Origin of the sequence: Colwellia maritima, from assembly GCF_022669015.1 — a bacterium.
Lineage (GTDB): Bacteria > Pseudomonadota > Gammaproteobacteria > Enterobacterales > Alteromonadaceae > Colwellia > Colwellia maritima.
Genome location: NZ_JAKKSL010000001.1, coordinates 732594 through 751581 on the forward strand (window position 1 = coordinate 732594; position 18988 = coordinate 751581).

Below are 18988 nucleotides of genomic sequence, written 5' to 3' on the forward strand. Positions count from 1 at the left end.
AGGCTAAGTTAGAGATTTTTAACAGATTCTATAATATGATAGTGAAAATTATACGCTTATTTTCTTCGGTTTTTACCGATAAATCTGCGTTAATATTATCACAATATGATTTCACGATGGATAAGCCTAACCCATACCTTTCAGTAGATGTTCTAGCAGAATCTTTTTGCCATAAAGGCTCAAAAAAAGAGCTAAATCTTCTTCTGAGTAAGTAATATTACTAATGTTTGAAATGCTTATTATGACTTGCTCAGTCGTTAAAGAAGGTTCAATGGTAATATTAATGGGAGTTGAATTAGGGCTGTAGAAAATTGCATTATTGATTAAATTTTTCAGTATGGTTGTTAAAGCAAATTCATTTGTTTTAATGGTGGGACATTGTGTATTTGATTGAACAATTATTTCTCTATTTATCTTATTTTCTATGGCAATAGTGGACTCAATTAATGTTGAAAGGTCAATTTTTTCTATCTTTATGTCAGCCTTACTGGTACTTTTTTGCAGTAAAAGTATGCTGTTCACAATATTTTTTAAGCGTTTGGTAATAGCGAGTACATCTTCTTTAAAATGCTCGGTTAATTGCTTTTCGTGGGGAAATTTTATGGCGACTTCGCTTAAATTAAGTAACTCTGTTATGGGGGTTTTTAACTCGTGCGCAATATCAGAAGTAATACGTTGTTCTCGTGAATACAATTTTTTATTTTCACTGATAAAACGGTTAATACCCTCGGCTATAGCCATCAGTTCTTCAGGTAATTTAGTGGTAGAGAGGGCGCTAACATCTGAATTTAAATTAATCTTTTTAAGTTCACTATTTAGAATGTCTAATGGTATCAAACCACGTTCAACCACATTAAAAACAATGATTCGTACTGCAAAAACCGCAATAACTGACGTAAATATAAAAATAATATCAACAAACCAGAGTACTTGATTCAAGCCTTCTTTACTTAAGGCATAGGCTAATCCCATTAGTTCTTGTGCTTTTACAAAATTTACAAGTTTGTCGCCTTGTTCTTCTCTTATATCTGTATGGATTTGAGGTTTGAATTTTGTAAAATACATTCTCCCTGAGCGTCCGTCAGGTAAGGTAATATCCGTTATCGAATGTTCATTCAAACTGACATCTGATCTTGGGAGTGTATGGTTTTCAAAAAGGTTAAGAGTTTTTGAACGTTCAAAGGTGTTATTGCCATGCCATAGTTGGAAATATTCAGGATCATTTTTACCAGAAAATTCAGGCATAAACTCGTCTGAAAAAGCAAACTCCACACCATCAGCATTTTCACTAATTAAAGTTTCGAGTAAACCTGACTTATTTATCATGGCGCGATCAAATTCATTGCTGATCCAAGTATCAACGCTGATATCAATCATAAAAAATAGCGAAACGAGCAGTATCGACATAGATATTGAGATATATCGACTAAGCTTTTTCTTAATCGAGTTCATTATCAATTCTCAACATAATAACCGAAACCACGTTTTGTTCTTATGGGTAAATCAAATCCAATATCTCTTACTTTTTTTCTCGCTGTTGAAAGGTGTGCTTCAATTGAATTTTTTGCTACTGCATCATATTGACCCGCCAAGTATTCACTTAGTTTCTCTGGTGAGACAACCTTGCCTTGATTGGTAAATAAGCATTCAACTAACTTATATTCATTCGGTGTTAAATTTGCATCAACACCCTTGCATTGCAATTGTTTTAAATGCAGGTCTAACGAAAACTGGCCAATAATGACTTTACTATCACTGATGTTTAAAGTGCCTCTGCGCATTAAACACAGCAAGCGCACATGGAGTTCATCAAATGAAAAAGGCTTGGTTAAATAGTCATCAGCACCATTAAGTAAACCCTGTACCTTATCTTCGGTAAGATCACGTGCAGACAAAATTAATACACGAATATCTTTATTCGCTTTTCTGATGGCTTTCAATATTGCGGTACCATCAACAGAAGGTAACATTAAATCAAGAATCAGTAAGGAGTAATCACCGGCTAAAACCATACTCAATCCTTCAGAGCCGTCACCTGTGTCATCGACAGTAAAACCAAGGTTTGACAAACCAATGTTCAAACTTCTTCTAAGCGAAGTTGAATCTTCTATAATTAATATTTTCAACGTGAAATCACCATGGCGAATATTAAGTTACCTCAACTCGGGTTAAGCAAAGCTACTCAGCAAGCTATTTTTTCGCCTATCTACGTTGATTTTGTTGCCAATAGCCGGCTATTGGATCACCAAATCCGCCTTGATATACACAAAACTATCAATACTGAGAAATAAAAATTAGCTTCTTAAACAGTGAAGCATCTCAACCTATTAAAAATTAATACTTAATGTAATTAATTTAACATTCATTAACCCGAGTTCAGGTTAAGTAAATAACATAGCAAATTTAACTTAAGATATGCTGATTTTTCATTGAAATTATGATGATTTTTTTAAATGAATGACTATCTCGTAATATTTAGTGTAGGAATAAAAATTTTATAGCGAAAAAACCTGTGGTTCAATTGTAGTTAGGGTAGGTTTGAATTTAAAATTAACGGGAGGTTAGTTTTCTAGAATAAATCGATTTCAAACAATACTATCTCAAACAACACCTTTAGATAATGTAAGCACTATATAGTGTATATAGTGTATATAGTGCTTTATGATTGTGCGTTATTTTTTACTTATGATAGATGTAAATTTCAGGTGAACCCTTAACAGTCAGGATCTGCAACATCTAATTTTTCTTTAGCCTTTTCACAGGCGTCTTCGATAACATCTCCGGCGTCAGCTGCTATTTCTTTTGCTTTTTCGGTAGCACCTTTAGCTGCTTCTTTAACCTTATCACTCGCATCGCTAGCCATTTCTTTTGCTTTTTCGCTAGCATCTATAGCGGCTTCTTTAGCTTGTGCACCAACATCTTTAGCTTTATCGCCCAAATCTTTTGCGACATCTTTAGTTTTTGAAATTGCCTCGTCAACTTTTTCGCCAGTTGTTGTTGGTTTATCATCGCTACAGGCACCTAGACTTAGTATTGCAGTAAGTGTTAAAGCCATGAATGAAATTTTCTTGATCATATTATTTTCCTTGTAATGTGTTAATGCATAACAATATAACTAATCAGGCAACAAAGATATAAAGATATTATTTGCAAGGACTACTAAATACTACATTTTAGGAAGTATTGGTATGCGTAATATAGCACTAAAGCCTTGTGTTTATTTGATAGCTGTATATACTAACAGTTGTAAATAAACACAGGACTTTACCTAGAAAGGAAAAGCGAATGCCGGCAATAAATGAACTAAAGCCTTTAACTAACCGCCAACAACAGATTTTTGATCTGATTAAAGAAAAGATTCAAGAAACAGGCATGCCTCCAACCCGTGCTGAAATTGCAGACTTTTTTGGCTTTAAATCAGCGAATGCTGCAGAAGAGCACTTAAAAGCATTAGCGAAAAAAGGGTATATTGAAATGATACCCGGGACTTCCCGTGGTATACGCTTAGCCGAACAGTTCATTGAAGAATCTGGATTACCGCTCATAGGTAGAGTAGCAGCCGGTGAGCCTATATTAGCCCAAGAACATGTTGAAGATCATTATCAAATGAGTGGTAGCTTATTTCACCCCGCCGCAGATTATTTGTTGCGAGTTAATGGTGAAAGCATGAAAGATATTGGCATTTTAGATGGTGATTTATTAGCGGTACATCAAACCACTGATGTACAAAATGGGCAAGTTATTGTTGCAAGAGTTGAAAATGATGTCACAGTTAAGCGGTTTAAACGTGATGGCAATATTGTTTATTTACATGCAGAAAATGAAAGTTTTGCACCTATAAAAGTCGATCTAACGTGCCAAGAATTTAATATTGAAGGGCTTGCTGTTGGTGTTATCCGTAACGGAAACTGGATGTAATTTTTATCAATTTGTTCAATTATTCTACCGTTAAAATTCTTTAACGGTAATTTTTATATATTCTCCCATTTCATTGATTTTTATTAAATTGATTATAAAACATGCAATCAAAGCGCGTTTTATAATCACTTGTTATTATTCATATTATAAATAACTAAAATGTCTCTAGCCTATACTCATAAGGTGTTAGCTCAATCTTAGAGTTCTTACTCTATTGAAAGTACTGATGTATTTTAATTTTTGTCACAATAATTGTTTGACCTAGATCAAGTTTTGAGCGATTCTAGGGATGGAATCGAACAAAAAATAACTAGCAAAAACTGTATAAAAATAAAAAGACGTCAATACGCTAATTCGATGACTAAAGTTAATATTTACATACCCTAAATCGATGAGTTGGCAATTTACGTCAGTTAATTTAATAAAAGTTAAATGAAGTGCTGTACTTAGTAATAAGTAGTTAGTACTCAATTAGAAAATAATAATAGCTAAATTAACAGATAATCAGTTCAATGAGTTGTGATGTACATTGCTGCTTTCTGTTTCTATATCCTGTTTTAAAGAAAAAAGTACTTAAGCTATTTTTCAAATGAATTGGTAATGATAGAGGAGAAGTTGAGTGAGTAGAAGTAATCAACGTTGGTGGAAGGGAGTAGGGCTTTTTTTTATAAGCTTGTTTTCTTTTTCAGCTTGGTCAGATACACAGATAAATTTGACCAAAGGGGTGACGGCGGTAAGTAGGGAAGTTTATGATTTACATATGCTAGCACTCTACATTTGCACCGCTATTGGTATTGTCGTTTTTGGTGCTATGTTCTGGTCGATGATTTTTCATCGCAAATCTAAAGGCGCAAAAGCAGCTGACTTTCATGAAAGTACAACAGTAGAAATACTGTGGACAGCAATTCCTGTCGTTATTCTAATTGCTATGGCTGTACCGGCTACTAGCACATTAATTGACATGGAAAATAATGATAATTCCGATGTTACTATTCAAGTCACTGGTTCACAGTGGAAATGGCATTACAAATATTTTGATCAAAATATTGAATATTACTCTGTGTTAGCAACTCCACGTGAGCAATATGAAAATCATAACGGAAGTTTTGATGGCAATGACGCTCCTAAAGGAAAAGATTACTTATTAGAAGTTGATAAGCCACTTGTTATTCCGACCAATAAAAAAGTACGTTTTTTAATTACCTCAGATGATGTTATTCATTCTTGGTGGGTACCTGCATTTGCGGTTAAGCAAGATGCTAATCCTGGCTTTATTAATGAGGCTTGGACGAATGTAGATAAACCAGGTATTTATCGCGGCCAATGTGCTGAACTTTGCGGTAAAGATCATGGCTTTATGCCTATTGTGGTTGAGGTTAAATCAAGCGAGGACTATGACGCATGGTTGACAGAACAACATGAATTAACCGCAAAAGCAGCCGATGCTGAAAAAGCCTCATTGAGTGCTTCTATGAGCAAGGAAGAGTTAATGCAATTAGGAGAAACAACCTATATGGCCTATTGCGCAGCTTGCCATCAACCTACGGGTTTAGGCTTACCGCCAACATTCCCCGCGCTTAAAGGTAGTGCAGTGGCTACCACTGGGCCTGTTACAGATCATATTGCTTTAGTGTTACACGGTAAAAACATGATGCCTCCATTTGGTAAGCAGTTAAGTTTACAAGAAATTGCAGCGGTGATTACTTATGAAAGAAATTCATGGGGTAATGACACAGGTGATTTAGTGCAAAGTTCTGATGTTAAAGCAGCAAGCGAGGAGTAAAAAATGACAACAAATACAATAAATGAATCGCTTGATGACACGCATAACGATGATCATCATGACCATAAAATGACAGGTATTAAACGTTGGTTATATACAACTAACCACAAAGATATAGGAACACTCTACTTGTGGTTCTCCTTTATCATGTTACTCACCGGTGGTGCGCTTGCTATGGTGATCCGTGCTGAGTTATTTCAGCCAGGTTTACAAATAGTAGAACCGGATTTTTTTAATCAGTTAACGACAGTACATGGTTTGATAATGGTGTTTGGCGCGATAATGCCGGCATTTACTGGTTTTGCTAACTGGATGTTACCTATGATGATTGGTGCGCCAGATATGGCTTTACCAAGAATGAATAACTGGAGTTTTTGGATACTACCTTTTGCTTTCGCTATTTTACTATCTTCTTTCTTTATGGAAAGTGGCGCGCCAAATTTTGGTTGGACCTTCTACGCACCGTTATCGACTACCTATTCAAATGGCAGTACAGCATTTTTTGTTTTTGCTGTTCATATTATGGGTATTTCTTCAATAATGGGCGCGATTAATATTGTTGTTACTATCATGAATTTACGTGCTCCAGGCATGACTTACATGAAAATGCCATTATTTGTGTGGACGTTCTTCATCACAGCTTATTTGTTAATTGCGGTTATGCCGGTATTAGCAGGTGTTGTGACTATGTTGCTAACGGATACCTATTTTGGCACCGGCTTCTTTGATGCGGCAGGTGGTGGTGACCCAGTGATGTTCCAACATATTTTCTGGTTCTTTGGACATCCTGAAGTATACATAATGATATTGCCGGCGTTTGGTATTGTCTCTACGATTATTCCGGCGTTTGCACGCAAAAAACTGTTTGGTTATAGCTCAATGGTTTATGCAACAGCCTCTATCGCTTTGTTGTCATTTATTGTTTGGGCTCATCATATGTTTACGACGGGAATGCCGCTATTTGGTGAATTATTCTTTATGTATTGCACCATGTTAATTGCGGTACCAACAGGTGTGAAGGTCTTTAACTGGGTTGCTACTATGTGGCGTGGTTCTTTGACCTTTGAAGTACCTATGTTGTTCTCCATTGCCTTTGTGATCTTGTTCACTATTGGTGGATTTTCTGGATTAATGTTGGCGCTAACCCCTGTAGATTTTCAGTATCATGATACTTACTTTGTTGTAGCGCATTTTCATTATGTGTTAGTAACTGGATCGCTGTTTTCCATTTATGCAGGAGCTTACTTTTGGTTACCTAAATGGACAGGTCATATGTATAGCGATAGCTTGTCAAAATGGCACTTTTGGTGTTCATTAATCTCGGTCAATCTTTTGTTCTTCCCTATGCATTTCTTAGGGTTAGCAGGAATGCCACGCCGGATACCTGACTATGCCTTACAATTTGCTGATTTTAATAAGTGGGTCAGTATTGGTGGATTCGCCTTTGGTTTATCACAGTTAATTTTCTTAGCCGTAGTGATCAAATGTATCAGAGGTGGTGAAAAAGCCCTGACCAAACCTTGGGATGGAGCAGAGGGTTTAGAATGGACAGTGGCTAGCCCTGCACCATACCACACCTTTAGTACGCCGCCTCCAATTGATGAGGGTAAGCACTAAATATGAGTAATGGTTCAGCGCAAAAATCAAATAAACCAGACAATAGCAAGGTGATTAAAAAGCTTGTATTAGTAGTTTTCGCTATGTTTGGCTTTGGTTTCGCGCTTGTACCTTTATATGATGTTTTTTGTGATATTACGGGTTTAAACGGTAAAACAAATACTGTTGCTGTAGCGTATACAGGAGACGGTATTGATACGTCACGTACTGTAAAAGTGCAATTTATCACGCGGATGGCTAAAGGAATACCTTGGCAATTTGAGCCCGTGATTAATGAAATATCAGTACATCCTGGAGAGGTTAAATTTGTAAATTTTTACGCTAAGAACGAATCAACACACGATATCGTCGGCCAAGCTGTACCCTCAGTTTCACCTGGGTTGGCCGCGGGATATTTTCAAAAGATTGAATGCTTCTGCTTTACACAACAACCATTAAAAGCGGGTGAAGAAGTAGAAATGGGCTTGCAGTTTTATGTTGATCTTGATCTACCGGTTGAGATTCACACACTGACATTGTCATACACCTTGTATGACATTAGCGGTAAAGAAAACTCTTAAAGCATTTATAACCCAGTTAGCTACTATAGCTATCATAGGTAATGAGAAAGAACAGAGAGGGAACAAAAATGACAACAAAAGAATATGAAAGTTATTATGTACCGCAAAGTCACTGGCCAATTGTTGGCGCTATAGCTTTATTTTTGATTGCTATTGGCGCGGCTAATTATGTTACTGATATCAAAAATCAGACTAATGGCTTTGGAGGCTATATATTGATAGCGGGTATTGCTCTAGTTATTTTTATGGTTCTTTGGTGGTTTAGTAACGTGATTAATGAATCAATGGTTTGGAAAGTATAGTCATCAAATGGATAATTCATTTCGTCAAGGAATGAGTTGGTTTATTTTTTCAGAAGTGATGTTCTTTGCTGCATTTTTTGGTGCACTGCTCTATGCAAGAACTTTTTCTGTGCCATGGTTAGGAGGTCTTTGGCAACAACGCAATGACAGGTGCAGTACTCTGGCCTGAATTTACTGCTATTTGGCCTTTAGTTAAAACCCCTGATGGTACTGAAACGACAGGAATGGGGTGGTATGGTTTGCCGTTACTTAATACTGTTTTGTTATTAACTTCATCGATTACCGCGCATTTTGCCCATATCGCCTTAGAGAAAAATAATAGACCACAATTAAAAGCATGGTTAGGACTAACAATTATCTTAGGTTTAGCTTTTATTTTCTTTCAAATACAAGAATATGCGCATGGTTATTCAGAAGAAATGCAACTGTATTTAACTAGTGGTATTTACGGTAGTACCTTTTACATGCTAACTGGTTTTCATGGTATGCATGTAACACTAGGGTGCATTATGCTAATTGTAATGTTCTTTAGAGTGTTGAAAGGGCATTTTACGCCGAATAACCACTTTGCATTTCAAGCAGCGAGTTGGTATTGGCACTTTGTTGATGTGGTGTGGGTATTACTTTTTGTCTTTGTCTACATCCTTTAGGGATACTAACTGGATAATTCGCTTCATTTCTTTGTCAAAGGTACTCATTGACTAGCGTCAACTCCGTGCCTTTTCCTTGAACTAAAGCGAATTATCTGCGTTGTTATCTCCTAAGATGGATAAGCCTTTAATGATTAGATCAATAAGGTCTTGGGTTTGGAGTAATTAATCCAGTTAATAAACCGATGAGTAATAATACGACTATAGCTACAGACAGCATGAGTCTACGGCCGATATATTTTGTCATAGACGGTTGGTTAGGTGTTGGTTTTTTGTTCATCAGGAGTAAAGCGCGGAACAGGTTGTAAACCATAAATATCATTAATGCAATGATAACGATTTTAAATAACATACGCTTATTTCCTAATAATTAATGTGTTGTAAGGATTCTATTTTTAATGCCAAGCAGTACTTCTAATATGATAGAAGAACATAAAAAACGCTACTTTACCAAGATGAATGTACTTTGGCTTGTAAGTACTGTGCTAGTTTTTTCAGCATTAGTAAAGCTTGGACTTTGGCAAAGTGCTAGGGCATTAGAAAAAGAACAACGTTTAGCGCAAATTGAAAAGTTAAGTAGTCAAAAGCCAATATCGTTAACACAAGTACTCGCACTTGTAACTAATGGCAAGTCTGATACCGACATTAATGATTATCCCGTTTTAATTGAAGGGGAGTTTAATGAAGCAGAGGTGTTTTTATTAGACAACCAAGTAAATAATGGTCGCTTGGGGTATCGTGTATTTCAGGTTGCCCTTACCAATGAACATGCAGTTTTGATCAGTCTAGGGTGGGTGCAAGGTTCGATCAATAGACAAGTATTACCGAAAGTAACAGCGTTAAATGGACAATATCGATTTAAAGGGCACATTCGTTTAGTTGATGTGGGTATTCTCTTAAAGGAACAGCATTTTTCTGCAGTAAACTGGCCTCTGCGGGTACAGCAAATTGAATTAGATAAATTTTCGTTGTTAATTAACCGTAAGCTTTTACCTTTTGTTGTTTACCTAGATAAAAATGAAGTTATCGGATTTGAAAAAAATTGGCAACCTATTGTCATGCCGCCAGAAAAGCATCGTGCATATGCTTTTCAATGGTTTAGTTTGGCTCTAGCGTGGATGTTGCTGATGATATGGGCTAAATTTAGTGGCAGTAAAAAAAATAATAAAGATGAAAGTAAGGCAAAGTAGTATGAGTTCTAAATTAGATGAAGTTCCTGTAGTGCAAGAAGTAAGCATTAAAAAAAGAATCGTCGTAGCTTTTTATTGATGATCGCTGTGTTTGTTTTACCAATTGTATTGGCGAAATTAGCGTTGGATGGTCATTGGCTTGCTACAGGGGTGACAAATAAAGGTACTTTATTAACCAATGAATTAACCTTAGAAGATTTAGGATTAGACCCCGCTAAATTTACTCAACATTGGCTAATGGTTTACAACCTACCTTCAAATTGTGATGATGATTGCCAAAAAACACTTACGATAGTTTATAACACTTATATTGCCTTAGGTAAGGACAAACCTAGGGTTATTCCTGTTGCGTTAACCCATAAAGACTTAACAAAAGACCAACTTCTACATCTCTCAACAAGTCAATGGCAGTTAATGCCAATGCCAAGTAAAGGAGAGAGCATTATCGACAAGCCTCAAATTTTAATTGTGGATCCCCTTGGTAATGTATTTTTAAGTCATCAAATTCCTGACAATACAGAACACTTACCACAGTTTGGTAAACAGATTTTGGCTGATATGAAAAAGCTGCTCAAGTATTCAAAGGTTGGTTAGTATGAGTGAACAATCATTACCTACTCAGCAAACTAGTTTGGTTAGAAAACTGGTATTCATCAGTATCTTGCCGGCACTTGTTGTTGTTGCTTTAGGCGCATATACACGATTGACTCATGCCGGTTTAGGTTGTCCAGATTGGCCCACCTGTTATGGTTTCATTGATGTACCAGAAACTACAGAGCAAATTACCAAAGCCAAGTTAGCTTTTCCAGAACACCAAGTTGTACCACACAAAGCATGGAATGAAATGATCCACCGCTATTTTGCGGGCACCTTGGGCTTATTCATTTTAGCGATTGCTTTGTTGTCGTTTAAAAACCGGAAACAAGGAACGCCTTTACGATTGCCATTGGGTATTTTACTGGTTGTCATCTTTCAAGCTGCGCTAGGAATGTGGACAGTGACCATGAAATTAATGCCCGTTGTGGTGATGGGACACCTATTAGGCGGCTTTACAACTTTATGTTTACTGTTTTTGCTTTATTTGCGTTTACGACCAAATCAAAAAACGAAAGCTGAATTGTCAGTAGGAAAATACAGTAGGTATGCGTTGTTGGGTATTGTTATTTTAGCAGGACAAATAGCCTTAGGCGGTTGGACCTCATCGAATTATGCTGCGTTAAGCTGTGTGGAGTTGCCTATTTGTCAGCCAGGATGGCAAGATCACATTGATTTTTCGAATGCGTTCAAATTAATCCCACCTGAACGTGAAAGTTATGAGTTTGGTCATTTAGAACACGAAGAACGTGTCACCATACATGTAATGCACCGTTTTGGCGCTATCGTAACAACCATTTATTTAGCCTGGTTGATTTTGATGGTTTATATTAAAGATAGCACTAATTCATTAAAATCAACGGTAATGCTTGTTGGTTTAGCATTAACTAGCCAAGTAATACTTGGAATGTCTAATATTTTGTTTTCATTGCCGTTGTCAATTGCGGTTGGTCATAACGTTGTTGCCGTTTGTTTAATGATGGCAATGATAAGTTTGACTTTTCGTTTACACCGCAAAATATAGGCTAAGCTAACGTAGAGGAAATATGATGTCTGATGAAGCTATAAATGAAACTAAAATGGTAAATTTAACTATGCTTAAATGGCGTGCATATTATGATATTACTAAACCACGTGTAGTTGCACTACTAGTGCTAACAGCTGTGGTGGGGATGAGTTTGTCTGTACCTGGAGGATTACCTTGGCAACTGTTTTTGCCGGCAATGCTCGGGATAGGGTTACTGTCATCTGCAGCAGCAGCAATAAACCATATTGTTGATGAAAAAATTGATGCCATCATGGGACGAACACATAATCGACCGCTCCCTGAAGGAAGAATAACAGCCAATAGCGCAATGGTATTCGCCTTTAGTATTGCCTTATTGGGATTTGTTTTACTTTATGGATTGGTTAATCCATTAACTGCGTATCTAACACTTGCAGGCTTAGTTGGTTATAGTTTTTTATATACGTTGTACCTAAAGCGCGCTACGCCGCAAAACATCACGATAGGAGGCTTAGCCGGTGCTATTCCACCTTTATTGGGTTGGACAGCGATGACGAATGAAATTCATCCACATGCACTCTTATTAGTATTATTGATTTTCACTTGGACACCTCCGCATTTTTGGGCGTTGGCCATTCATCGAAAAGATGAGTATGCGAAAGTTAATATTCCTATGCTACCTGTTACGCATGGTATTAACTTTACTAAAACACAAATTTTATTTTATACCGTATTGTTGTTTGTTGTTGGCTTATTGCCTTACTTAGTGGGCATGAGTAACTGGCTATATTTGATAGGCGCGGTTGTATTGAATTTAATCTTCTTTGGCTATGCATGGAAATTAAAATTTAATGCTAATGAAAATACGGCTATGGATACATTTAAATTTTCTATTATTCATTTAATGGTACTGTTTATCATTTTATTACTCGATCATTATTTACTACCAGTAACGTAGAGCCTTTATTTATGAAGAAATATTTTATTTATGTGGGTGGCCTACTTGCCGTTATTATTGGCGCGTTAACTTTTCAACAAGTTAATAAGCTTTCTCAGCCGGAGTATGCTCTCTACTATCAAGAGCCTAGAGAAATAAAACCCTTCAAATTAACCGATCATAATGGGCAGCTATTTTCTAAAAAACAGCTAAACGGTAAGTGGTCTTTGGTTTTTTTTGGTTATACTTCTTGCCCTGATGTATGCCCAACCACATTACAGAACTTAGGTTTTATTTATGATGAACTCAAAGCGATTTCTGCGAACAGCCAAGTATTGTTAGTGAGTGTTGATCCGAAGCGAGATACTCAAGAAAAATTAAGTCAATACATAGCCTATTTTAATGCTGAATTTATTGCGTTAAGAGGAGGCCATGAAGTGCTTTTTCCTTTCGCTCGTAATATGGGGTTGATGTATGCAATCAGCGGAGAAGGAGAAGATTACTTGGTTGATCACAGTGCCTCCATCGTGTTGGTTAATCCTGATGGAAATATTGCGGCTATCTTTAAACCAGAACAAGCGGTCGGAAAAGTTCCTAGTATTGATAGTGATAAATTGTTGAGTGACTATCAAAAAATAGTCGCCCTATATTAATTTTTAAACCTAAAAACAGACGGTACAGATGAAGATAATTATAACTTGCCCGTGAGATTAATTTTCTTACAAGGGATACCAAACCTCCCGTATCATTTAAAATAAACCAAGGTTTGGAATACCAATAATATCGACCGGGTTTACTAAGACTGGGTGCTGTGCAATTACAGCGAACTCGTCCTACCGGCAAATCACCACTAAAATCGATGCTAAACATGCTATCACTGTGCCATTGTATTTTTTGCTTACCTAAGCCAGAAATATAACAGCTTAAGTCGGATTTATAAAAATCACTTGTTTCAATATTGAAGGTAATACTTGTTACATCTTTGTATTTAAAAACAGTATCAGCATCTTTACCTTTTAATTGCAGGTGAAAAGGTAAAGCGTTTAACTTGTCACGTAAGCTATCAAGCTCATCGTAAGGCATTGAAGCAGGAAAACGCGGTACACTAGTTAAATCTGAATATAAACCCACTGCGCCAGATTGTTGTGAGAAGCCAGTAAACTTATTGGCTTTAAGCCAGTTTTGTATTTCAGGACTAAATTCACCATACGGATATGCATAATATCGCCAACCTTGTCCAATTTTCTCTTCAATAATCGACTCGGCGTTCAATATTAGTTTTGTTTCTTTAGTTAACCACTGTGCTTGGGATAAATTGTTGTCAACACGAATAATAGAGTTATGTTCAAAGCCATGATTGGCAATAATCACTCCGTCATCAGCCAGTGATTTTAGTTGTTGCCAAGAGAGATTAGCTTGGTAGGTTTTGATTGATAATTCCGGGGTTAACAAAAATGGTATAGGGGTATTTAAATCGCTTCAGTATAGGCGTAGCATGATTTAGGATATCAATATAAGCGTCGTCAAATGTAATGGCGACAGTTTTATCCTTGATGGGTTGTTGGTGTTTAATTTTTTCAATTATGTGTGTTAAAGAAACAACACTAAAACCATTGTCTGCTAGATATTTTAAGTGCAACTCAAATTGTGCAGGAGTGATACTTGTATTTTTAGGCGTGTTATTACTGACATGATGGTATTGTAAAATTACGGCGCCAAATGCTGAAGTGTGAATGCAAAGTGTAAGTAGGGCGGCAAGCATTAATTTCATGAATTTTCTCATATAATAGCGATAAACTAACATAGCGTTTATTGACTTAAATACCTAGTCATAAGGAATATTTTTTGTCTAATTTTATCAATGTCGATCAACATAAACAATTATTGTTACTCGCATTCCCAATGATTCTTTCAAATATCACAGTACCCTTATTGGGGTTAGTTGATACCGCGGTAATCGGGCACTTGTCACATGCATATTATTTAGGAGGTAGTACCATTGGCGCAATGTTTATTACTTCAATTACTTGGCTTTGTGGGTTTCTGCGTATGTCTACCACAGGGCTTAGTGCGCAGGCATTTGGCGCTAAAAGTATTGAGAAAAATTTATTAGTATTAATTAGAGGCTTAACTGTTGCCTTTGCTTTGGGCTTAATCTTGATCTTATTACAACAGCCATATCTTAATGCCGCGTTATACTTATCTGGCGGTTCTGAAGAAGTACAATTTTATGCCCGACAATACAGTGAAATTCGTATTTGGGGTTTTCCTGCGTCGCTTGGTAACTTAGTTATTCTTGGTTGGTTGATTGGAAACCACCAAACTAAATCAGTCATGTGGTTATTAATGATCACTAATGTAACGAATGTCATACTTGATCTTGTCTTTGTTTATGGTTTTCATTGGCAAGTTCAAGGGGTTGCTTTGGCAACACTTATTGCTGAATATTGTGGTATGATTTTTGGTTTAAGTATCATTTTCGTTCGTTATAAAAGTGCGTTTAATTCCTTATTTAAGAACAGTCAATTACTTATTACCTCATTAATAGAGCGTGCAAGCCTATTAAACTACTTTAACCTTAACCGTGATATTTTAATTCGTACTCTATGTTTAGAAATTTGTTTTATTTTCATCACTTTTCAAGGTGCTAGATTAGGAGATAACGTGGTTGCTGCCAATGCCATTTTAATGAATTTTCTCTTACTTATTTCTTTTGGTTTAGACGGTATTGCTAATGCAACCGAAGCACTTGTAGGTAAAGCGCAAGGCGAAAATAATAGTAAAAAATTGCAATCCTCAGTTAATATCGCCCTATTTTGGACGGGTGTTTTTTGCGGCTTACTCATTACTTTTCATTTTTTCAGGTAACCAGTTATTAACGTTAATTTCTGACATTCCCCCTGTTATCGCATTTGCACAAGAATACTTATTCTGGATGATGTTAATGCCTATCATTGCATGTTGGTGTTACTTGTTTGATGGTGTCTTTATTGGGTTAATGCAAGCCAAAGCCATGCGTAATAGCATGATAATTTCTACCTTTGGTTGTTTTTTCCCGCTGTGGTGGGCAATGCAATACTATTTGCCCAAAGACATGGGAAACCATGCTATTTGGGCGGCTTTCTCGTTATTTATGTTAGCTCGAGGAGGCACTTTAGCATGGTATTATCATATGAAAATAAAACCAGTTACAACATCCAGTTACAATATAGTATAAGTTAGATTTACTCGGTTAATCTTGTTATTAACAAGGCAAATCTTTAGCAATTATTTTGTTCCATAACTGAATGGTTTCTGCATTGGCTTTGTCCGAATTGTCAAAATAATAGTGCTGCTTTATATTTAAACCACAGTAGCTATAAATTCCCTTATCTGAAGTAAGTGCCAGTGCGTTATCCATACCCATTGATTCATATTCTGCTTGAGATTTTCCATGGGTATTGATGATAATGGTATCTTTGCCTGATAGTAACCCTTTTTGAACACCTTCTTGATAACAATAAGCAAAACCATAACTGAAAACACGGTCAATATAACCTTTTAGTATTGCAGGCAGACCAGTCCACCAAATTGGGTAAATAAAGGTAATACACTCAGACCAAGTGATGTATTTTTGCTCTATTGCAACATCATTGGCTACTTGACCTTGTCTTTGGCCCTCCATATCAGCTAAAGAGAGAACAGGGTTGAATGCTAATTTGTATAAATCTCTTATCTCTACTTCATGCCCTTGGCGTAGTAAATGTTGGTATAGATTTTTCTTAATATTGGCATTTAAACTTTTATTGTTTGGGTGAGCGAAAATGATTAAATGTTTCATTGGTATTACCTTCTATTTGTGGTTGATAAACAGAAGATTAAATAATTTTGAAAAATTAAGATTGTAAGAAAACGAATCACCCTAATGGATTACAGATATCCTGATGAAATTGTAGGTATTGCGAAGGGGTTAAGCAGAGGTAATATTTGAAGTCGTGAATAAGATGACTTTGATCGTAATATCCACAATCTGAAATGACGTCAAACCAGTCGATAGCACAATTGTTGAAACTTATGTTTTGAATGATCTTAATGGCTTTTAAAAATCGTTGATAACGATTATTTTCTTTAGCCGTGTAAGCAAATTGTTTTTTATGCTGTGCTTGAACTGTACGCTCAGAAACCTTTCTCAAGTGAGCAACTGTTTTTATCGGTTCTTTCAACTCATCCTTTACGCTGAGTAATTGGTCAGCGATAAGGCTACGCTTGTCTAAAAAAGGTCGGCAATAATCCAGAATAAAATCTATTCTGGCGTTTACATCATTCATTTGTTTTAACTTATGCCACATATCAATAAAACACTGATTAAAAATAGGCTTTCCAGTTGGTAACTGTGTGTTTTTGTCTATATTGATAGCGCCAAAAAAACGATAAAAGGCGTCATCTTTAAAATTGACGACAAACAGGTCTGAATTGGGAGGCAGAGAATAATCAAAAGCTTGTTTTATTGGGCCCAAAAGAAGGCATTTTTCCAATGCTATTTGATGATTTTGTTTCGTTCGAAGTAATACCCCTGTATGAAAACTAAAGATCAAGAGGGTGTGAAAAGAGGGAAATAATGTCTTATGAATGGCGTGAATGGATTTATTCTCAGCAAAATAAAAATGTGAAAATACGCTCGCAAATTCTTGGGGCGTTTCAATCCTATTATCAATATATCTTGAATTATTTGTCATTATTGAGTCAGCTTTTTCTAAGCAAAAAAGACTGATTTTATCATTTAATCTTTTTTGGGCTTCAAATTGGGAATGCTAGTACTGCCTATGGCTTTTAACACAATACCAATAGCAAAACATATGAAGGTAATAGCTCCCATTGCTGCTTTATATTCTTCAGTAACTTCGCTAACATAAAGTAACGTTATTACTACGCCAATTGCTGCGCATGCAAAACTTATGTTTGCGATGACCATGATGATTTTTTGCCAAAAATGTTTTGGTCTATGTTTAACAGTTTCCATGAATGTTGCCTTTAAGATCAGTAAATGTATTCTAGTTATTTAAGCTGTTGAGAGGCTTGATAAGCATCAACTTAAATCCACTTTCTATCTTTTATACACGTCTATTAAACAATTTCTTGGTAAAAATGTAGCATTATTTTTGCTAAAACCCAACCACACAATAGGCCTAATGTATTTGCTAGCATATCGAGCCATTCACCATAACGATTTACATAGGGTTGAATTAATTCAATAGCGCCACTAAATGCAGCAAAACCAACAATAATAAGAAAAGTATTTTTAGGCTGCTTTAATGCTGTTGGAAATATTAAGGCGCCATACGCAATAAAGTGATGAGTTTTGTCAGTACCTGGCACAGCAGGTAAATAGGCAGCGGGCCATAATGACAAGGTGGCAATGCTTACGAGTAGTAGGCAAGTAATGTGAAGCCAATATTTTTGAATGGTATAAATCATGGTGCTGATTTCTTTGTCGATGTTTTATGCTTATTGAGGTTTCTTTTGTTTAGAATTGTAAACCAACGGTTAGCAAATATACCTAAATAACCCCAAGCTGCAATAATACAGGCAAAAAATATGATAATAATACCGAAAATTTGCCATAGGTGATGATTAAAATAACCTATACCAATAAAAAACAATCCTATGATAAAAAGGCCAAATCCACGTAAAAAAATTGATAAACTACGTTTTGGATTTTGACCTAACTTCGCAAGTAAATTAATCATAAACTGTTTTGTAAATTATTATTTAGACTTCACTCGGCTTAATAATAAGAATGATCACCGCGTTCATGTTCAGTAACATCTTTAACGCCTTTGATTTCATCACCCATAACTTCAATTAACTGTGTTTCAATACCATCTTTTACGGTAACATCAATTTGACTACAACCGTTACAGCCACCACCAAATTGTAGTACAGCATAGCCATCATCAGTGATTTCTACGAGAGTACATTCGCCACCATGTCCGGCTAATTGTGGGTTAACTTCAGCTTGTAAAAAATAGTGAACTCGCTCAAATAAAGGGGCGTCATCTGCTACTTTTCGCAATTTGGCATTGGGGGCTTTTAAGGTAAGTTGAGAACCCATTTGGTCGGTAGTAAAGTCAATTTCAGCGTCTTCTAAAAAGCTTTTGCTGTCTGCATCAACCATGGCAGAAAAACCGTCAAAGGGTAATTCTATATCGTCAGGCTCAACTGCGTCAGCAGGACAATATGAAACACCACATTCCGCTTTAGCCGTACCTGGATTAACAACAAATACACGAATATGGGTGCCTTCAGCTTGTTGAGATAACAGTTTAATAAAGTGCTCTTGGGCACTGGGTGATATAGTGATCATAATACAGTAACTCGCTTGTTTTCTTTATTTTGAAACAGAATATACGCAAACCTTCTCAAAATACGGTGTTCATGAGAACCAAAAGGTT

At 36.2% G+C, this 18988-nt stretch carries 23 protein-coding genes and 3 pseudogenes; 13 read left to right on the plus strand and 13 right to left on the minus strand.

The features are described from left to right. Positions 1-28: 28 nt before the first annotated feature. From L3081_RS27900 to L3081_RS03670, 3 genes and pseudogenes are all read right to left on the minus strand, one after another. A pseudogene (locus tag L3081_RS27900) lies at positions 29-127 on the minus strand (hypothetical protein); the annotation flags it as partial. Then, complete coding sequence (locus L3081_RS03665; RefSeq protein WP_242283585.1) at positions 127-1377, minus strand: sensor histidine kinase; 1251 nt, start codon at positions 1375-1377, stop codon at positions 127-129. The gene L3081_RS03665 and the pseudogene L3081_RS27900, both read right to left, overlap by 1 nt. Before the next feature lie 77 nt (positions 1378-1454). Further along, positions 1455-2126 (minus strand): response regulator transcription factor, encoded by a 672-nt coding sequence (locus L3081_RS03670; protein ID WP_242283587.1) that lies wholly within the window; start codon positions 2124-2126, stop codon positions 1455-1457. Between the two features lie 12 nt (positions 2127-2138). On the opposite strand from L3081_RS03670, the gene L3081_RS03675 reads away from it, so the two are divergent. Continuing rightward, the gene (locus tag L3081_RS03675) at positions 2139-2291 is read left to right on the plus strand and encodes a hypothetical protein (protein WP_242283588.1); all 153 of its coding nucleotides are present in this window, start codon (positions 2139-2141) and stop codon (positions 2289-2291) included. Between the two features lie 422 nt (positions 2292-2713). Here L3081_RS03675 and L3081_RS03680 read toward each other — a convergent pair whose 3' ends face one another. Beyond that, entirely contained in the window at positions 2714-3076 is a 363-nt protein-coding gene (locus L3081_RS03680; protein ID WP_242283590.1) for a hypothetical protein, read from the minus strand. Between the two features lie 209 nt (positions 3077-3285). On the opposite strand from L3081_RS03680, the gene lexA reads away from it, so the two are divergent. The 5 genes and pseudogenes from lexA to L3081_RS03710 all read left to right on the plus strand — a co-directional run bounded on the left by lexA (position 3286) and on the right by L3081_RS03710 (position 8830). After that, positions 3286-3918 carry a transcriptional repressor LexA gene (lexA, locus tag L3081_RS03685; protein WP_242283591.1) on the plus strand — a complete coding sequence of 211 codons (633 nt, stop codon included), beginning with the start codon at positions 3286-3288 and terminating at the stop codon, positions 3916-3918. 667 nt (positions 3919-4585) lie between these two features. Next, positions 4586-5686: pseudogene (coxB, locus tag L3081_RS03690) on the plus strand (cytochrome c oxidase subunit II); the annotation flags it as partial. An 18-nt stretch (positions 5687-5704) separates the two neighbouring features. Beyond that, the gene (gene ctaD / locus L3081_RS03695; protein WP_242283592.1) at positions 5705-7318 is read left to right on the plus strand and encodes a cytochrome c oxidase subunit I; all 1614 of its coding nucleotides are present in this window, start codon (positions 5705-5707) and stop codon (positions 7316-7318) included. Positions 7319-7320: 2 nt separating this feature from the next. Then, positions 7321-7878, plus strand: coding sequence for a cytochrome c oxidase assembly protein (locus L3081_RS03700; RefSeq protein ID WP_242283593.1), 558 nt, complete (start codon positions 7321-7323; stop codon positions 7876-7878). 68 nt (positions 7879-7946) lie between these two features. Further along, positions 7947-8830, plus strand: a pseudogene (locus L3081_RS03710) (cytochrome c oxidase subunit 3). Positions 8831-8969: 139 nt separating this feature from the next. Here the strand turns inward: L3081_RS03710 and L3081_RS03715 are convergent. Then, positions 8970-9182, minus strand: a complete 213-nt coding sequence (locus L3081_RS03715; protein ID WP_274620314.1) for a DUF2909 domain-containing protein — start codon at positions 9180-9182, stop codon at positions 8970-8972. A gap of 67 nt (positions 9183-9249) precedes the next feature. On the opposite strand from L3081_RS03715, the gene L3081_RS03720 reads away from it, so the two are divergent. The 5 genes from L3081_RS03720 to L3081_RS03740 all read left to right on the plus strand — a co-directional run bounded on the left by L3081_RS03720 (position 9250) and on the right by L3081_RS03740 (position 13210). Next, complete coding sequence (locus tag L3081_RS03720) at positions 9250-10020, plus strand: SURF1 family protein (protein ID WP_242283597.1); 771 nt, start codon at positions 9250-9252, stop codon at positions 10018-10020. 78 nt (positions 10021-10098) lie between these two features. Then, entirely contained in the window at positions 10099-10614 is a 516-nt protein-coding gene (locus tag L3081_RS03725; RefSeq protein WP_242283599.1) for a hypothetical protein, read from the plus strand. 1 nt (position 10615) lies between these two features. Next, positions 10616-11638 carry a COX15/CtaA family protein gene (locus L3081_RS03730; RefSeq protein WP_242283602.1) on the plus strand — a complete coding sequence of 341 codons (1023 nt, stop codon included), beginning with the start codon at positions 10616-10618 and terminating at the stop codon, positions 11636-11638. A 22-nt stretch (positions 11639-11660) separates the two neighbouring features. Continuing rightward, positions 11661-12578 (plus strand): heme o synthase, encoded by a 918-nt coding sequence (gene cyoE / locus L3081_RS03735; RefSeq protein ID WP_420839693.1) that lies wholly within the window; start codon positions 11661-11663, stop codon positions 12576-12578. An 11-nt stretch (positions 12579-12589) separates the two neighbouring features. Further along, positions 12590-13210, plus strand: coding sequence for an SCO family protein (locus L3081_RS03740; protein WP_242283604.1), 621 nt, complete (start codon positions 12590-12592; stop codon positions 13208-13210). Here L3081_RS03740 and L3081_RS03745 read toward each other — a convergent pair. Both L3081_RS03745 and L3081_RS03750 read right to left on the minus strand, forming a co-directional pair. Further along, the gene (locus L3081_RS03745) at positions 13152-14009 is read right to left on the minus strand and encodes a polysaccharide deacetylase family protein (RefSeq protein WP_242283605.1); all 858 of its coding nucleotides are present in this window, start codon (positions 14007-14009) and stop codon (positions 13152-13154) included. The two genes, L3081_RS03740 and L3081_RS03745, sit on opposite strands and share 59 nt — an antisense overlap. Continuing rightward, positions 13969-14328, minus strand: a complete 360-nt coding sequence (locus tag L3081_RS03750) for a polysaccharide deacetylase family protein (protein WP_242283606.1) — start codon at positions 14326-14328, stop codon at positions 13969-13971. Before L3081_RS03750 ends, L3081_RS03745 begins: the two co-directional genes overlap by 41 nt. Before the next feature lie 74 nt (positions 14329-14402). Here L3081_RS03750 and L3081_RS03755 point away from each other — a divergent pair, with 74 nt between their 5' ends. Next, positions 14403-15425, plus strand: coding sequence for an MATE family efflux transporter (locus L3081_RS03755; RefSeq protein WP_338027095.1), 1023 nt, complete (start codon positions 14403-14405; stop codon positions 15423-15425). Next, positions 15382-15774: an MATE family efflux transporter gene (locus tag L3081_RS27905; protein WP_338027096.1), complete on the plus strand. Its 393-nt coding sequence runs from the start codon at positions 15382-15384 to the stop codon at positions 15772-15774. Before L3081_RS03755 ends, L3081_RS27905 begins: the two co-directional genes overlap by 44 nt. A 27-nt stretch (positions 15775-15801) precedes the next feature. On the opposite strand, the gene L3081_RS03760 is transcribed toward L3081_RS27905, so the two are convergent. The 6 genes from L3081_RS03760 to nfuA form a co-directional block, all read right to left on the minus strand. Then, the gene (locus L3081_RS03760) at positions 15802-16377 is read right to left on the minus strand and encodes an NAD(P)H-dependent oxidoreductase (protein WP_242283607.1); all 576 of its coding nucleotides are present in this window, start codon (positions 16375-16377) and stop codon (positions 15802-15804) included. Positions 16378-16453: 76 nt separating this feature from the next. Continuing rightward, positions 16454-17272 (minus strand): AraC family transcriptional regulator, encoded by an 819-nt coding sequence (locus L3081_RS03765; protein WP_242283608.1) that lies wholly within the window; start codon positions 17270-17272, stop codon positions 16454-16456. 44 nt (positions 17273-17316) lie between these two features. Continuing rightward, positions 17317-17556 (minus strand): hypothetical protein, encoded by a 240-nt coding sequence (locus L3081_RS03770; protein ID WP_242283609.1) that lies wholly within the window; start codon positions 17554-17556, stop codon positions 17317-17319. 104 nt (positions 17557-17660) lie between these two features. After that, positions 17661-18011: a VanZ family protein gene (locus L3081_RS03775; RefSeq protein ID WP_242283610.1), complete on the minus strand. Its 351-nt coding sequence runs from the start codon at positions 18009-18011 to the stop codon at positions 17661-17663. Continuing rightward, positions 18008-18283 (minus strand): hypothetical protein, encoded by a 276-nt coding sequence (locus L3081_RS03780; protein WP_242283612.1) that lies wholly within the window; start codon positions 18281-18283, stop codon positions 18008-18010. Before L3081_RS03780 ends, L3081_RS03775 begins: the two co-directional genes overlap by 4 nt. Positions 18284-18321: 38 nt before the next feature. Further along, a complete protein-coding gene (gene nfuA / locus L3081_RS03785; protein WP_242283613.1) occupies positions 18322-18900 on the minus strand; it encodes a Fe-S biogenesis protein NfuA in 579 nt (192 codons plus the stop codon). Positions 18901-18988 lie beyond the last annotated feature (88 nt).

What these genes read in the sequence shown, in the direction of transcription:
- L3081_RS03665 (WP_242283585.1), bottom strand. Translation starts at nt 1,377, where the DNA reads ATGATTGATATCAGCGTTGATACTTGGATCAGCAATGAATTTGATCGC.
- L3081_RS03675 (WP_242283588.1), top strand. Translation starts at nt 2,139, where the DNA reads ATGGCGAATATTAAGTTACCTCAACTCGGGTTAAGCAAAGCTACTCAG.
- L3081_RS03680 (WP_242283590.1), bottom strand. Translation starts at nt 3,076, where the DNA reads ATGATCAAGAAAATTTCATTCATGGCTTTAACACTTACTGCAATACTA.
- lexA (WP_242283591.1), top strand. Translation starts at nt 3,286, where the DNA reads ATGCCGGCAATAAATGAACTAAAGCCTTTAACTAACCGCCAACAACAG.
- ctaD (WP_242283592.1), top strand. Translation starts at nt 5,705, where the DNA reads ATGACAACAAATACAATAAATGAATCGCTTGATGACACGCATAACGAT.
- L3081_RS03700 (WP_242283593.1), top strand. Translation starts at nt 7,321, where the DNA reads ATGAGTAATGGTTCAGCGCAAAAATCAAATAAACCAGACAATAGCAAG.
- L3081_RS03715 (WP_274620314.1), bottom strand. Translation starts at nt 9,182, where the DNA reads ATGTTATTTAAAATCGTTATCATTGCATTAATGATATTTATGGTTTAC.
- L3081_RS03720 (WP_242283597.1), top strand. Translation starts at nt 9,250, where the DNA reads ATGATAGAAGAACATAAAAAACGCTACTTTACCAAGATGAATGTACTT.
- L3081_RS03725 (WP_242283599.1), top strand. Translation starts at nt 10,099, where the DNA reads ATGATCGCTGTGTTTGTTTTACCAATTGTATTGGCGAAATTAGCGTTG.
- L3081_RS03730 (WP_242283602.1), top strand. Translation starts at nt 10,616, where the DNA reads ATGAGTGAACAATCATTACCTACTCAGCAAACTAGTTTGGTTAGAAAA.
- cyoE (WP_420839693.1), top strand. Translation starts at nt 11,661, where the DNA reads ATGATGTCTGATGAAGCTATAAATGAAACTAAAATGGTAAATTTAACT.
- L3081_RS03740 (WP_242283604.1), top strand. Translation starts at nt 12,590, where the DNA reads ATGAAGAAATATTTTATTTATGTGGGTGGCCTACTTGCCGTTATTATT.
- L3081_RS03750 (WP_242283606.1), bottom strand. Translation starts at nt 14,328, where the DNA reads ATGAAATTAATGCTTGCCGCCCTACTTACACTTTGCATTCACACTTCA.
- L3081_RS03760 (WP_242283607.1), bottom strand. Translation starts at nt 16,377, where the DNA reads ATGAAACATTTAATCATTTTCGCTCACCCAAACAATAAAAGTTTAAAT.
- L3081_RS03765 (WP_242283608.1), bottom strand. Translation starts at nt 17,272, where the DNA reads ATGACAAATAATTCAAGATATATTGATAATAGGATTGAAACGCCCCAA.
- L3081_RS03770 (WP_242283609.1), bottom strand. Translation starts at nt 17,556, where the DNA reads ATGGAAACTGTTAAACATAGACCAAAACATTTTTGGCAAAAAATCATC.
- L3081_RS03775 (WP_242283610.1), bottom strand. Translation starts at nt 18,011, where the DNA reads ATGATTTATACCATTCAAAAATATTGGCTTCACATTACTTGCCTACTA.
- L3081_RS03780 (WP_242283612.1), bottom strand. Translation starts at nt 18,283, where the DNA reads ATGATTAATTTACTTGCGAAGTTAGGTCAAAATCCAAAACGTAGTTTA.
- nfuA (WP_242283613.1), bottom strand. Translation starts at nt 18,900, where the DNA reads ATGATCACTATATCACCCAGTGCCCAAGAGCACTTTATTAAACTGTTA.